Below are 12,730 nucleotides of genomic sequence, written 5' to 3' on the forward strand. Positions count from 1 at the left end.
ATGATTGGTCTTTTTCTTGGGTCTCACCGAATCGAGGCTCTGCATCTCGCTGGCGCGATTACTCCACTCTCTTTTCGAACTCAACTCCACTTTCAATCGAAGTGAATCCGAGTCGGCGGAGCAGGCCACTCATTTTCAAATCGTTGGCCGCAGAAACGGTTCGGACCGAATCGAGGCGATCGTTCTGGAATTCCCTGAGAGATTCCCCCACCAAAAATACGAGCCGGTCGGCCTCGAGATCACCGCTGCTCGGTGCTCCGAGCGTCCCCCGACTTGCGGGAGTTGGCACACTCGAACTCGGTTCGCTGCTGGAAGGTAGGCTCACTGGCCACATCCAGGCGACTGAACCTGGCGTCGTCTGCAACTCCGAAGCGACCGTCCAAAACAAAATTTCGTGGAGTACGCGTTTTTCGATGCGGTGGGTGAGTTGAAATGCGTTGGGTTCGGTGTGCCCCAGCAGGCAGGCTTGCCACCAGGGTAAGTACGGTTCATCCACGCCTCGGTTGACTTGTGCGCTGCGGCGAATCTGAATTTGTTGGCGGTCGATCGGAGGCTGGAAGGCCCCCAAATCGAGTCCCCACACATTGGTGGGACATCTCGCCTTGAAATTGGATTGCATTAGCCAGCGGCGGATGCGCACCTCTTTTGAAGTTAGTCCGATCATCGAGCCTGCCGGTCCGCAGCCCAAATAGAATGCGCTCTTGGGCAAGATCGGCCTAAACGCGTACTGCAGAATCTGTCGCTCTGCAAAAATCTGGTCAGCCGCCTTCAATAGTTCAGCCGCCGTCTGGTCCTCGTCACCGCCAGGTACAACACAGAGGGCCGCAATGGCTCCTGCGCCGGGTTCTAGGTCGGACAAATCTTCATTGGGAAGCCCGGCAAGATGGATCCAGCCCACGACACTACCGTCCTGCTCGGCAACCAGCAAATCTGATTCACAGAAAAAGGGCTTGGCTAGGCTGCAGAGTTCCAGTCGGAGTAGGTCGATCGTACACTCGGGGCCCAGGACCGAATTGTGGGCATTCCACACATCGCAGAGTTGGGCAACATCCGTATTTCGAAATGTCCGAATTTTTACGGTCACGGGAGTCGTGTAGCCTGAAACGAGGGGAGAAGTCAAATTGCGAGGGGCGGTTCTCCATCCTATTCGCAATGGAGACGACGCACGGGCTCAAGTCCCAATTTAGTATCTCCCCAGCCGCGATGTAAGCCGAGCAGCGCAAAACCGAGTGTTCGGTTTCGGTATTAGCGCACTTCACCGCATTGCCGCGCATGCGTTCGCGAGGTCGTGGTGAGTGAACTCGCGGAATCGCTACCGCGTCTCTATAATGCCGCTCGCACAGGTTGGCTAGACGGTCGCTGCTGGCATTTGCCAGGAGAGGAAAGTCCGGGCTTCAAAGGGCAGAGCGGTCGGTAACGCCGACCAGTCGCGAGACTAGGGAAAGTGCAACAGAAAGCAAACCGCCAACATTCGGCATGTCCGGGTGCGGTAAGGGTGAAACGGTGAGGTAAGAGCTCACCAGCGCTCAAGGTGACTTGGGTGGCTTGGTAAACCCCGCTCGAAGCAAGATCAAACAGAGAGGAGTGGCTGTCGTAAGACTGGCCACACGACTTGGCCCGGGTCGTCGGACTCTCGGGTAGATTGCTGGAGGCCGTGAGCAATTGCGGTCCTAGATAAATGGCCGTCAACACTCACGACTTTGCAACAGCAAGGTGTGTGGGTGAGACAGAACCCGGCTTATCGGCCAACCTGTGCCGTTTTGTTCCGCACTTCAAGAAAGAGGAGTGCCTTTCGATTTGGAATGTGATTTTATTAAGAAGTGACGTTTGTGATCATTGACACCCACGCTCATTTGAACGATCCCACGCTGCGTTCCAATATTCAGGAATTCCTGTTGCTGGCGCGGCAAGCGAATGTCCGCGGAATCCTAAGTGTGGGGACCACTGTGGAGAGCTCGCAGGGGTGCATCGAACTGGCCGAAGAATTTGCGGAGATACGCGCTGCAGTGGGGATTCATCCCAACAACTGCTGCCAGTCGGCTCCTGAGGATTGGGCCACGATCGAACGGATGTGTCTGCACCCACGGGTAGCGGCCCTGGGGGAAACCGGCCTCGATCGCCATTGGGATGATTGTCCTTGGGAAGTTCAAGTCGACTATTTTCGCCGTCATTTAGCGCTCAGCCGTGAAACGCAGTTGCCCGTGGTCATTCACACCCGCGAGTGTGCCAACGAGACTGCGGCATTGCTGGAAGAGGAAGCGAAGCTGGGGGCATTGCGAGGTGTTATGCACTCGTTCACCGGGCCAGTCGACGTTGCTAGGCGGTGTTTGGAGCTGGGGTTGTACATTAGCTTTGCGGGCATGGTGACCTTCAAGAACGGCGAAGAGATACGCGAAATCGCGAAAGAGATTCCCGCCGACCGGATTCTGGTCGAAACGGATTGCCCCTACCTCACGCCGCATCCGTTCCGCGGAAAACGCCCCAATCACCCTGCCTTGGTGGCCCATACTCTTGAGCTCGTGGCTGAGATTCGCGGGGTACGTCTGGCCGATTTTGCGGCGCAGACGACTGCCAATGCTCAGCGGCTATTCGGTTCCTGGTAACTTCCTGGGGGCCGAGCCCGCACCACAGCCCCCATTAAATTGGGGAGTCGCTAGTGCGCAGAAGGGCAAACTTCTTCTTGCCACTACGGAGAACGATCACTGTCTCGCTCGCTAAATCTGTTGCAGTGACTTGGTAGTCGACATCATCGATGCGGAGGTTGTTGATATTCGCCCCTCCCTGCTGAATGGTCCGCCGAGCATCGCTCTTGCTCTTGGCCAGACCGACGTGGACCAACGCATCGATGAGAGACAGTCCACTGGCGAGTTCGACTGCTGTGACAGTAGCACTGGGGACGTCGTGGAAGATTTCTGTAAGTTGCGCATCGCTGAGGTCAGCGATCTCAGCTCCAAAGAAAATTTGGGTGGCGCGTTCGGCGGCTTGTAAACCTTCCGAGCCGTGCACGAACTCCGTCATCCAGCTTGCTAAGCGTTTCTGGGCCTCGCGTTTCTGGGGTTCGCTGGCGACTGCTTGTTCCAGCGTTCGATATTCGTCCTGCGCGATTTCCGTCAGAAAACGCAGACACATGAGGACGTCCTCGTCGCCCACGTTGATCCAGTACTGATAGAAAGCGTAGGGAGAAGTGCGGTTGGGATCGAGCCACACGGCGCCCTTGGCCGTTTTCCCCATTTTCTTGCCGTCACTGGTCATCAGCAGCGGGCAGGTTAGCCCAAACAGCTGCCGAGAGTGCATGCGACGCCCAAGGTCAATGCCAGCGGTGATGTTTCCCCATTGGTCACTTCCACCAATTTGGATCAAACAATTCTGCTCTTGGCTGAGATGCGCAAAATCATAGGCTTGCAAGAGCATGTAGCTGAATTCGGTGTAGCTCAGACCTGTTTCCTGTTCGAGGCGACCCTTGACCGAGTCCTTGGCAAGCATCACGTTGACTGGAAAGTTCTTGCCCACATCGCGTAGGAAACCGATGTAGGACCAACTCCCCATCCAATCCAAATTGTTCACCAATGTGGCGGCAGCGGCGCCGGAAAAGTCGAGGAAACGGCTCATTTGGGCCTGCATGCCTGCCACGTTCTCAGCCAGTACATCCTCGGAAAGGAGCACGCGTTCCTCGCTCTTTCCACTGGGATCGCCAATCATTCCAGTGGCACCACCTACCAAAGCAATGGGCTTATGTCCCAACTGCTGAAAACGGCGGAGCATCATCAAGGGCAGCAGGTGCCCGCAATGCAAACTCGACGCAGTCGGATCGAAACCCGCATAGACGGCTTGAGGGGTCTTCAAGAGTTCTCGCAGTGCATGCTCATCGGTGGTTTGATGAATCAAACCGCGCCAGCTGAGTTCGTCGAGGATGTGGGATGCGTTCATGGCGGTGCTGGTCATTGAAAATGGAGTAGAGCGGGCGGGCGATCGAAGCTTGGCGATCTATTCTAGAATGCTCCACTGAGTTCACCAATGCCTGCCAGAGTGTCATCCACGACGCGGCCCGTGTCGTAGTGTATTTGTCGTAGGGCTCGCCCGAGCGTCGGATTGAGGACCGGAGCAGCCCGTGCTGGACGCCGTCCCAAGCCTCCAGGGGAAGGCGTTTCATCGAGTCGATCGAGCTGGGGACTCGCGGGGGCGTCGGCGCCTTCCCACCCCTTCCAAACAATTGCAGCCCAAGTGCAGGGGCTATCGATCTGCGGCCTCAAACCGGGTGGACTAGACCAAATCCGAAATTCATAGGATGCTACTCCCTTAGCCGTGCTCTCTGCCGGATGTGTTTTCCCCCAATCGGTACCCCCTATAGTCGAAGATAACGAGATGTTTGAGTCGATTGCCTTAGCCGCTCCCGATCCTATTCTGGGATTAACAGATGCCTTTCGGGCCGATGCACGCCCCGAGAAAATTAACCTGACGATTGGGGTCTATCGCGACGCGGAGGGGCAAACTCCCATCCTCGAATGCGTAAAGGCAGCCGAGAGACTGCTGCTCGAATCGGAGAAGACTAAGGGATATTTGGGAATCGAGGGGTTGCCGGAGTTCTTGCGACTTGCTTCCGACTTGGCCCTGGGCGACCTCGTCCCGGCGAGCCGAGTGGCGGCCGTGCAGACGCCGGGAGGAACCGGTGCGTTGAAGGTTGCGGGCGATTTCCTGGCTGCGAATCTGCGTGGTTCAAGAGTCTGGACCAGTACGCCCACCTGGCCCAACCACACCAGTGTTTTTGAGACCGCGGGTGTGGCAACGGAATCCTATCCGTATCTGTCTGCGGATCGCAAGTCGCTGGATCTGTCCGGAATGCTGGAGACCCTCGAACGCGATGGACGAATCGGCGACGTCGTCTGCCTGCACGCTTGCTGCCACAATCCAACCGGCATCGATCCCACGCGACAACAATGGGCCGAGATCGCTGAGTTGCTCGCCTCTCGAGGCATGCTCCCACTGATCGATTTTGCATACCATGGCTTTGGTGAGGGGTTGCTGGAGGATCGCGTGGGGATCCAGGAAATTAGCAAGCAGCATCAGGAGTTCATGGTCTGCAGCTCCTATTCGAAGAATTTTGGTCTCTATAGCGAACGCGTGGGGGCACTGTTGTCGGTATGTAGCACCGATCAGGCAGCGACACACGTATCGAGCCGACTCAAGCAATCGGTTCGGAGCAATTACTCCAATCCTCCACGGCATGGCGGCGCAATTGTCGCAACCATCCTCGGCAGCTCAGAGCTGCGTTCGCAGTGGGAGCAGGAGTTGGCGGCCATGCGGGGCCGCATTCACGAAATGCGAACGCGATTTGTAGAAGGAATGGCTAGCACGAATTGTGGTGTCGATTACTCCTTCCTACTCGACCAACGCGGAATGTTTTCGTTCAGTGGCCTAAATGCCATGCAGGTTGATTGGTTGCGTAGCGAGCGAGGGATCTATATCGTGGGCAGTGGCCGAATCAACGTGGCTGGGATAACCCCTAGCAATCTCTCCATTTTGACGGCAGCGATTGCGGAAGCCACGAGCGTTTAGCTGTTGCGTTGAACACTCACACCACCAGCGCCTGCAACCTTAGAACTAGGTCCCCAACATGCGATATCTTGTAACCGGAGGATGCGGCTTTATCGGGTCGCACCTGACTGAGACGCTCCTGGCTGCCGGTCACCGTGTGACGGTACTCGACGATCTTTCGACCGGATGCATCGAGAATTTAAGCGCGGTGGAGAGGGAACCAAGCTTAAGAATTTTGGTGGGGTCTGTTACCGATGAAGCCTTGGTGCACGAGGCGATTCGCGATTGTGATGCAGTGTTTCACTTGGCCTCTGCCGTCGGTGTTAAGCTGATCATGGACAAGCCGGTAGAGACTATCGATACGATCGTAACCGGAACCCAGGTCGTCTTGAAGCAAGCGAATCGCTATCGAAAACCGCTGTTGCTGACCAGCACTTCTGAGGTTTACGGGAAATCAACCCAAGTGCCCTTTGAGGAAGATGGAGACCGGCTTTCTGGTCCAACCACCAAGCATCGTTGGGCCTACGCTTGCGCCAAAGCGCTGGATGAGTTCCTGGCGATTGCCTACTGGAAAACGACTCGCTTGCCAGTCGTCGTGGTGCGGCTATTCAACACGGTAGGCCCGCGTCAAACGGGCCAGTATGGAATGGTAATCCCGACGTTTGTTAAGCAGGCGCGGTCGGGAGTTCCCATCCAGGTCCATGGTGATGGCGGCCAGACGCGGTGCTTCTGCCACGTGACCGACGTCGTCAAGGGCCTCGTCGGACTCTTGGCCTGCCAAGCTGCCTATGGGGAAGTCGTTAATCTAGGGGCAACGGAAGAGATTTCCATCCTAGATTTGGCGGAGAAAATTGTCTCCGAAACGAAAAGTAGCTCGGAGGTGGTCCGTATTCCGTATGAGGAAGTCTACGGCGAGGGATTTGAAGATATGCGACGACGAGTGCCTTCGATCGATAAGGCACGCGGTTTAATCGATTGGGTGCCGCAAGCGTCCTTAAGTCAAATTATCCATGACGTGGCCAGCCAGTCTCATTAGCTGAATCGTTCTTGCGAAGTGACTTTTTGCTCGGTTATTCGTCAATCGGCTCGTTGTTGTTGTTGCCAATGAGATCTTCCAAATTGGTATCTCCCGGCCGAAGGTAGGCCATGTTTTCGTGTTGCAGAGCGATCGTGGAGTTGACGTTCCTGCTGCTCAAGTACGTGGGAGGAAGCCAACTGTTGTCACTGAATTGGCAGCTGATGGCAACGCGCACCTCCTGAGTGGTGCTGTCGATGTTCTCTGGGGTGACCACGATATTGGCCACTCGCACTCCTGTCGCATTCAGGATGTTCTGAGCTCGCACTCTGACTGCATCGCTATCTGCTCCTGGGATGATACCGATGCGAGCACCTTCGTAGGCGGCCATTTGGATGGAATGCTGAACGAATAAAAATCGCGACAATTCCAGCAGGGCAAACACGAACATAAAGAACACCATCGCGCAGATTGCGAACTCAACCGTGACCGCCCCACGGCGCTGGGATGAGCTGGTCGTCTTGCTGCGAGATGATGGGGCAGAACTATGGCGTGTAAACCGATGCATTGCTGTCGCTTTGAAGGAAGGGGACTTGGTGGCAACTCGCCACTCAAGCGTCATGCACGGAAATCCGTCTACTGAATCAGCATGGCCGGTAGTGTTTCGGCCAGCTCAATGAAAATTTCACTCAGCGTCTCCGCATTCGGGGCATGGTAGTGCTTGCCACCACCGGCCAATGCAACCTCAGCCATTAGTGCTTGGTCCGCTTGGGCACTAAAGGTAACGGTATGCACTTTGATGTTTTGGGTGAGTGCTTGAGCTGCCAGGACGACGGGATCGTCGCCTTGAGTCATGATCCCGTCGGTCATCAGCACGATGTTGTGCGACGCGTTGGGGCGACTATGGCTCGTCGACGAGAGGCTGTTAATTCCATCGCGAAGACCCGCGGCAATGTTGGTGTTGCCAATCGTTGGCTTGCTGCCAATCAATGACAATTGGCTGCGGATCAAGTCGAAGTTCGGGGTGAGGGCTTGGTCCAGACTGGAAACGCTTGATTGGAAATCGCCAAACGCGAAGTTGCTGGAATAGGAGACCAAGGCAACGCGGGGTTGATAGGTGCTGCTTTCGAGGATACTCAAGAACTGGCTGATCGATGCTTGAATTGCTGCCCAGCGACTGTCGGTGGCATGTGGAGGGACAAAGTAGTTTTGGATGATGGATTTGCCGTGTAGGTCCCCCGGGTAGGAATAGGGATCATTGGTTAAGTCCCACGCCATCGATCCGGAGCGGTCAATCACCAAGCAAATGTCATTGTCGATGCGAGCGGCAATCGAAGACAGTTCCATCCCAAAGGAGCTTTGTCCGAGAAAGCCTGACATGGCCAGCAAGGGGGTCGTGCCACCGGTTCTATTTTCGAAGGAGCCATTGACTTGAACCGCGTTGAAGGGCGTCACGCCCTCTTGGAAATTGTAACTTCCGCTATCTCGCGGAGACGCGTGACCAAATCGCATGGCAGCTGAATCGAGGGTCAACTGTTGCCCAGCTACCAGATGGAGACTCGATATACGCAGCCCCTCTGCTTGGGCCAGGTCTTGGTCACCGGTTTGCCCCAAGGTGATCGAAGCCGCCTTGCTGGCCGCGTCAGTAGCCAGTCGCATTTCGCTGCGGGTTAGCTCCATGTACGCCACATTAATGCATAGCGCGGCGATGCAACACATCATGACCATCATTACTGCAGAGAGCACCATGATGGTACCAGCACGGTCGGCGTGCGGTTCTCTTCTTGCCACGTGACGCACGGGAGCGTCTGCAAGAGGCGATTGCTTAATCATTATCACGCTCTGTAGGTAAGGAAATGGATAGGACGAACGTCTACTCTCGCAGCATAAAGGCTTGAACACGAAATGTTCCTTGATCACCGACAACGTAGCGCGAAACGGTATTGTCGGACCAAGGGATTGTCAGGCGGACACGAATTTCATCGCCTGTTTCGATCTCGTCGAGATTGTCTCTACCCTTGGTAATATTTCTGATTTGGATACTCGCACCAGCTACGCTCTGCTGCTCCAGCAAGGTTGTGCATTGCTGACGGACTATTTCGGTATCGCTGTTGGGCCGCGTAGCCACGCGACATGCTTCGTAGGCAGCGATGACAGCTGAGTTCTTGGTATACAGACGCTGACACACCTCGATGGAGCCAAATGTTAGAACCACAAAGACCGGTAGGATGAGCGCCATCTCGACGATGGCCGCACCGCGTCGCTGTGATTTTCGAGGATTCCGCCGCTGTAAACGCATGTTAGAAACTGTTCGCAACACTGCAGGTGAATGGAAGGGATCGTGAGTTGTTACGTTCTCAGTGGAACGTGCTAACGAGGAATTCCTCGGAACTGATGCAGCGCGCTAGTGAGGCAGACTGCTTTGGATCTCAAGGAGGTTCTCAGCATTTTCTTCGCCAATGTCTACGACAAACAGGGAGTCGTTGTAGTCCAAGTCACCGCCGCCGATAATGTCTTCGAAGCCGAGCAAAATGAACCGACTGTCTGGAATCATGAAAGCTACCATGTGTTGCAAACCGTCGGGATTTCGCCGGTAATCGTTCCACAACCACTGCTGACCGCCATTGGCTCCATTGGAGATCAAGAAGAAGTCGAGCTGAATTCCATTATCACCAAAGCCAAGGTCGATGAAGTCTCCTGCCTTGAGCGGTTCTGAGCTGGTTCTCGTTGATCCAGAACGGGCTGAAGCATCCGGGAAGATCAGGACTTTCGGCACACCTGCAATCGACGCGTCGGATCCGGCTGGGATCCAAGAGAAGCCCAAGGAGTTGTGATAGCCTGCACCCTCTGCCAGAAAGTAGACCCGAATGGATTCATCAGCCACCGTTCGCAGGTAAAGGCGGGCTGGATCGAGTTTGAAGCCCTCGCGTCCGGAGAATCGAGCGCTCTCGGCGAGTTTGTCTTCGACAATTTCCTGAAAGACTCGCATCTCATTGTTATAAAAGCTGGTCGATCGTTGATCGGACTTCAACTTAAAAACGGGGCCGTGGATTGGCAAGCCGAAGGGGCGCGCATTGGACTGTGGCTCCGCCACCACTTGTGCATGGGTGACGGTTGCGTGTGATGCGGCCAAAACAATCAGGGCAAGGACTGAGCTCAAAAGTCTAGTCATGGCAAGCATTTCTCCGAGGGACATTCAAAGGCGTGTGTCAAGCGGTGAACGTGGAAGTATCACCATCAGGGAGATGCATGCTTAAATCAGCTAGAAGGTCCCTTATCGAAAGCCTAGGTCAACTTTTCGAGGGAGGCGCTGTGGGAATCCGTTTTTTGGGGAAGTTCAGGGAACGACTCGGTTTCAGAAGCCTGTCGCGGCTTCGAAGAAGTGGACTCCTAAGTTACAATGCCCTGCCTATCGGTTCGTCCCGTACGCCTTTGTCTTAGAACCCTTCGTCTTAGAACATTGCGCACTCAATATTTCCCAGCCCTATATCCCCTGGAGCCGCCGCATGCCCACAACCACCCCCCAAACTGAAAAAATTCTCGTGGCTGGAGCATGGACTGCATCCGCAGCAGTTCGTTCGTTCCAGTCGTCCAATCCTGCTACTGGCGAACAGCTGCCGCAGCAGTACCCGGTGAGTAGCTGGGATGACTGTGAGACTCTCTTGGATGCTGCGGCCGAAGCTGCGGAGCACTTGCAGCGTTCGACCCCAGCTGAAATTGCAGGGTTTCTCGAAGCTTTTGCTGATTTGATCGATGCAAATAACGAAGAATTGGCGGCTGCGGCTAGCCTCGAAACTGCGTTGCCGGTGGCTCCCCGCTTAGCTGCTGTTGAAATTCCTCGTACCAGCAATCAGCTGCGGCAGGCTGCGACCGCAGCCCGCAACGGCTCCTGGGCACAGGCGACGATCGATACCAAAGCCAATATTCGGTCCTGTTATGAACCGATTGGTCCGGTTTGCGTCTTTGGCCCTAATAATTTCCCTTTCGCATTTAATAGTGCTGCTGGGGGCGATTTTGCCGCGGCCATCGCCGCCGGGAATCCCGTAATTGCCAAAGCCAATACATCGCACCCTGGGATCACGAAGAAACTCGCTGAACTTGCACTGCAAGCGGTTTTGGCATCCGGCTTGCACCCCGCAACCGTGCAGATGATCTACCGCCTATCGCACGCCGATGGGGCGCGGCTGGTCGCCGATCACCGCGTTGCCGCGATCGGTTATACCGGTAGCCGCAAAGCTGGGTTGACGCTCAAGGCTGCCGCCGATCAGGCAGGCAAGCCCATCTACCTGGAGTTGTCGAGCGTGAATCCTGTAGTGCTGATGCCAGGCGTCTTAGCCGAGCGAGGAGCAGACCTGGTTAGCGAATTCACGACCAGCGTCCTGATGGGAACGGGGCAGTTCTGCACCAATCCTGGCTTGCTCATTCTTCAAGCCGGCACCGCAACCGAAGAGTTTCTCGAGGGAACTCGCCAGAAGTTTGTCGATGCCCAGCCCGGAACACTCCTTTCCAGTGGGGTTAAAGAAGCGCTCGTCAACGCAGTACAAACCTTGACCAACGCTGGAGCAACATTGCTATGTGGTGGGCGGCCTGTGGAGAATCAGTGCAGCGTTTCCAACTCGCTCCTGCGCGTTTCTGCGAAAGACTTTTTGCGCGATCCAGAGATCTTCCAAACAGAGGCGTTTGGGAATGCTTCGCTGGCAGTCGTCGCCGATAGCGTTGAAGAAATAGGAAAGGTCGTCGATGCCCTGGAGGGCAATTTGACCGGCTGTATCTACTCCTCCAGCGACGCAACCGATGCCGCTAGCTATCAATTGGTTGCTCCGAAGCTGGCGCGTCGCGTGGGGCGGCTGCTCAATGATAAAATGCCTACTGGGGTCGCGGTCAGCCCGGCAATGAATCACGGTGGCCCATTTCCAGCGACGGGACACCCTGGCTTCACCGCTGTAGGTATTCCAGCCAGCTTGTTTCGGTTCGCCAAGTTGACTTGCTACGATGCAGTGCGTGAAGACCGTCTGCCTGCATTGCTGCGGGACAAAAACCCAACGGGAAAAACGTGGCGCAGTATCGATCTGAATTGGACGGTCGCAGATGTAAGCTAGCGGCCCTCAATGCCAACCTGCGTCCTGCTTGCCAATCAGGATCCACTCGGATCTCCTCTCGATGCGGAGATCCGATGGGAGATTGCCAATGTGGCCGTCTGCAGTGGTCGCCGAGTGGTAGGCTTGGACTTGCTCCCATTGCAATCGATTCATCGCTTGCAATGGCCAGCGGCGGTCAAGCCAAACAAACTTGAGTGCTTGATGTACCACCGGCCAAGGAGTTTGTAGCTGTGTGGCAGTGGGGAAGGCAAAGAAGTCGCGAGTAAGCTTTGGCAATCCCCCGTATCGCTCGGCGGTGCGTGCCATGGCTTCTGCAGCGGTTAGGTATTCGGACGCATACTGCCCAAGCGTGTTTTGGGTCTGCTCAGCGATTTCTCCGAATGAAAGCAGTTTGGCATCCACCGAAGGTCCATACTGCTCACGGAGGAGGGGGAGCAAGCTCTGGCGGATAAAGTTGCGACGGTAGCCCTCATCTGCATTGCTCGAGTCTTGGCGGTAGTCCTGCTTCATGCAGTTCAAATAGTCCTCCACCTCTTCGCGGGTACTGCTCAATAGTGGACGAGTGAGGACAAGTTCGCGATCCAAGTTTCGGTGGAGCGAGGGAGTGGCCAAACCGGCCAGTCCGCTCCCGCGGAACAGATTGTGCAACAGCGTTTCAATACGATCCGAAGCTGTATGTGCGGTCAATACGTAGCGGGCTCCCACGCGGTAGGCTACATCCGTTAGGAAGGCGTATCGCATGTTTCGGGCCTGCTCTTCGGACCGTTTTGCCTTGGCTGCTGACGTTTCGGGGCCCTGCAGGTCGCGGTAGGAATCTGCTCGAGCCACGTAACAACGTAAACCCAGGCTCTGTGCGAGTCGACGCACAAACTCCGCATCTTGATCGCTCTCTTCACCGCGCCAGCAATGGTTGAAGTGCGCGACATCGAGCAGTTCAAGGTTCGGAGCCAGGCGGACCATCGCGCGCACTAGAGCCACGCTATCGGCACCTCCGCTGATCGCAAGCAGCAGTCGCGTGTGCTGCCAACGTGGGACGGGCCAAAGAGCTTGGATTGATGCTTCTAGCGCATGCTGTTCCATGCCA

Annotated in this window: 12 protein-coding genes and 1 other RNA gene; 5 read left to right on the top strand and 8 right to left on the bottom strand. The window is 55.7% G+C overall.

Annotated elements, in window-relative coordinates:
- Positions 1-58: 58 nt before the first annotated feature.
- Positions 59-1,084: a hypothetical protein gene (locus tag Q31a_RS10235; RefSeq protein ID WP_145077219.1), complete on the bottom strand. Its 1,026-nt coding sequence runs from the start codon at positions 1,082-1,084 to the stop codon at positions 59-61.
- A gap of 256 nt (positions 1,085-1,340) precedes the next feature.
- Between Q31a_RS10235 and rnpB the strand changes: the two genes are divergently transcribed.
- Both rnpB and Q31a_RS10245 read left to right on the top strand, forming a co-directional pair.
- An RNA gene (gene rnpB / locus Q31a_RS10240) (RNase P RNA component class A) lies at positions 1,341-1,757 on the top strand.
- A gap of 72 nt (positions 1,758-1,829) precedes the next feature.
- On the top strand, positions 1,830-2,603 hold the full coding sequence (locus tag Q31a_RS10245) for a TatD family hydrolase (RefSeq protein ID WP_145077221.1): 774 nt from the start codon (positions 1,830-1,832) through the stop codon (positions 2,601-2,603).
- 34 nt (positions 2,604-2,637) lie between these two features.
- Here the strand turns inward: Q31a_RS10245 and tyrS are convergent, their stop codons facing one another.
- Both tyrS and Q31a_RS10255 read right to left on the bottom strand, forming a co-directional pair.
- Positions 2,638-3,927, bottom strand: coding sequence for a tyrosine--tRNA ligase (gene tyrS, locus Q31a_RS10250; RefSeq protein WP_145077223.1), 1,290 nt, complete (start codon positions 3,925-3,927; stop codon positions 2,638-2,640).
- Between the two features lie 62 nt (positions 3,928-3,989).
- A complete protein-coding gene (locus tag Q31a_RS10255) occupies positions 3,990-4,250 on the bottom strand; it encodes a hypothetical protein (RefSeq protein ID WP_145077225.1) in 261 nt (86 codons plus the stop codon).
- A gap of 112 nt (positions 4,251-4,362) precedes the next feature.
- Between Q31a_RS10255 and Q31a_RS10260 the strand changes: the two genes are divergently transcribed.
- Together Q31a_RS10260 and Q31a_RS10265 are read left to right on the top strand one after the other, a co-directional pair.
- A complete protein-coding gene (locus Q31a_RS10260) occupies positions 4,363-5,553 on the top strand; it encodes an amino acid aminotransferase (protein ID WP_145077227.1) in 1,191 nt (396 codons plus the stop codon).
- A 58-nt stretch (positions 5,554-5,611) separates the two neighbouring features.
- The gene (locus Q31a_RS10265; RefSeq protein ID WP_145077229.1) at positions 5,612-6,568 is read left to right on the top strand and encodes a GDP-mannose 4,6-dehydratase; all 957 of its coding nucleotides are present in this window, start codon (positions 5,612-5,614) and stop codon (positions 6,566-6,568) included.
- Between the two features lie 34 nt (positions 6,569-6,602).
- On the opposite strand, the gene Q31a_RS10270 is transcribed toward Q31a_RS10265, so the two are convergent.
- From Q31a_RS10270 to Q31a_RS10285, 4 genes are all read right to left on the bottom strand, one after another.
- Positions 6,603-7,115 (bottom strand): TadE/TadG family type IV pilus assembly protein, encoded by a 513-nt coding sequence (locus tag Q31a_RS10270; protein WP_231691137.1) that lies wholly within the window; start codon positions 7,113-7,115, stop codon positions 6,603-6,605.
- 68 nt (positions 7,116-7,183) lie between these two features.
- Complete coding sequence (locus Q31a_RS10275) at positions 7,184-8,380, bottom strand: vWA domain-containing protein (RefSeq protein WP_145077233.1); 1,197 nt, start codon at positions 8,378-8,380, stop codon at positions 7,184-7,186.
- 40 nt (positions 8,381-8,420) lie between these two features.
- On the bottom strand, positions 8,421-8,846 hold the full coding sequence (locus Q31a_RS10280) for a TadE family protein (RefSeq protein WP_145077235.1): 426 nt from the start codon (positions 8,844-8,846) through the stop codon (positions 8,421-8,423).
- A gap of 105 nt (positions 8,847-8,951) precedes the next feature.
- Positions 8,952-9,719 carry a DUF4114 domain-containing protein gene (locus Q31a_RS10285; RefSeq protein WP_197356618.1) on the bottom strand — a complete coding sequence of 256 codons (768 nt, stop codon included), beginning with the start codon at positions 9,717-9,719 and terminating at the stop codon, positions 8,952-8,954.
- A gap of 334 nt (positions 9,720-10,053) precedes the next feature.
- Between Q31a_RS10285 and Q31a_RS10290 the strand changes: the two genes are divergently transcribed.
- Complete coding sequence (locus Q31a_RS10290) at positions 10,054-11,646, top strand: aldehyde dehydrogenase (NADP(+)) (protein WP_145077239.1); 1,593 nt, start codon at positions 10,054-10,056, stop codon at positions 11,644-11,646.
- A 6-nt stretch (positions 11,647-11,652) separates the two neighbouring features.
- Here Q31a_RS10290 and tilS read toward each other — a convergent pair whose 3' ends face one another.
- Positions 11,653-12,726, bottom strand: coding sequence for a tRNA lysidine(34) synthetase TilS (gene tilS / locus Q31a_RS10295; RefSeq protein ID WP_145077241.1), 1,074 nt, complete (start codon positions 12,724-12,726; stop codon positions 11,653-11,655).
- Positions 12,727-12,730 lie beyond the last annotated feature (4 nt).

The organism is Aureliella helgolandensis (assembly GCF_007752135.1).
Lineage (GTDB): Bacteria > Planctomycetota > Planctomycetia > Pirellulales > Pirellulaceae > Aureliella > Aureliella helgolandensis.

Bases quoted from the DNA above. Each gene is read 5' to 3' on its own strand.
- Q31a_RS10285 (WP_197356618.1), bottom strand. From the start codon at position 9,719: ATGACTAGACTTTTGAGCTCAGTCCTTGCCCTGATTGTTTTGGCCGCA.
- Q31a_RS10275 (WP_145077233.1), bottom strand. From the start codon at position 8,380: ATGATTAAGCAATCGCCTCTTGCAGACGCTCCCGTGCGTCACGTGGCA.
- Q31a_RS10270 (WP_231691137.1), bottom strand. From the start codon at position 7,115: ATGCATCGGTTTACACGCCATAGTTCTGCCCCATCATCTCGCAGCAAG.
- Q31a_RS10290 (WP_145077239.1), top strand. From the start codon at position 10,054: ATGCCCACAACCACCCCCCAAACTGAAAAAATTCTCGTGGCTGGAGCA.
- Q31a_RS10265 (WP_145077229.1), top strand. From the start codon at position 5,612: ATGCGATATCTTGTAACCGGAGGATGCGGCTTTATCGGGTCGCACCTG.
- Q31a_RS10280 (WP_145077235.1), bottom strand. From the start codon at position 8,846: ATGCGTTTACAGCGGCGGAATCCTCGAAAATCACAGCGACGCGGTGCG.
- Q31a_RS10260 (WP_145077227.1), top strand. From the start codon at position 4,363: ATGTTTGAGTCGATTGCCTTAGCCGCTCCCGATCCTATTCTGGGATTA.
- tilS (WP_145077241.1), bottom strand. From the start codon at position 12,726: ATGGAACAGCATGCGCTAGAAGCATCAATCCAAGCTCTTTGGCCCGTC.
- tyrS (WP_145077223.1), bottom strand. From the start codon at position 3,927: ATGAACGCATCCCACATCCTCGACGAACTCAGCTGGCGCGGTTTGATT.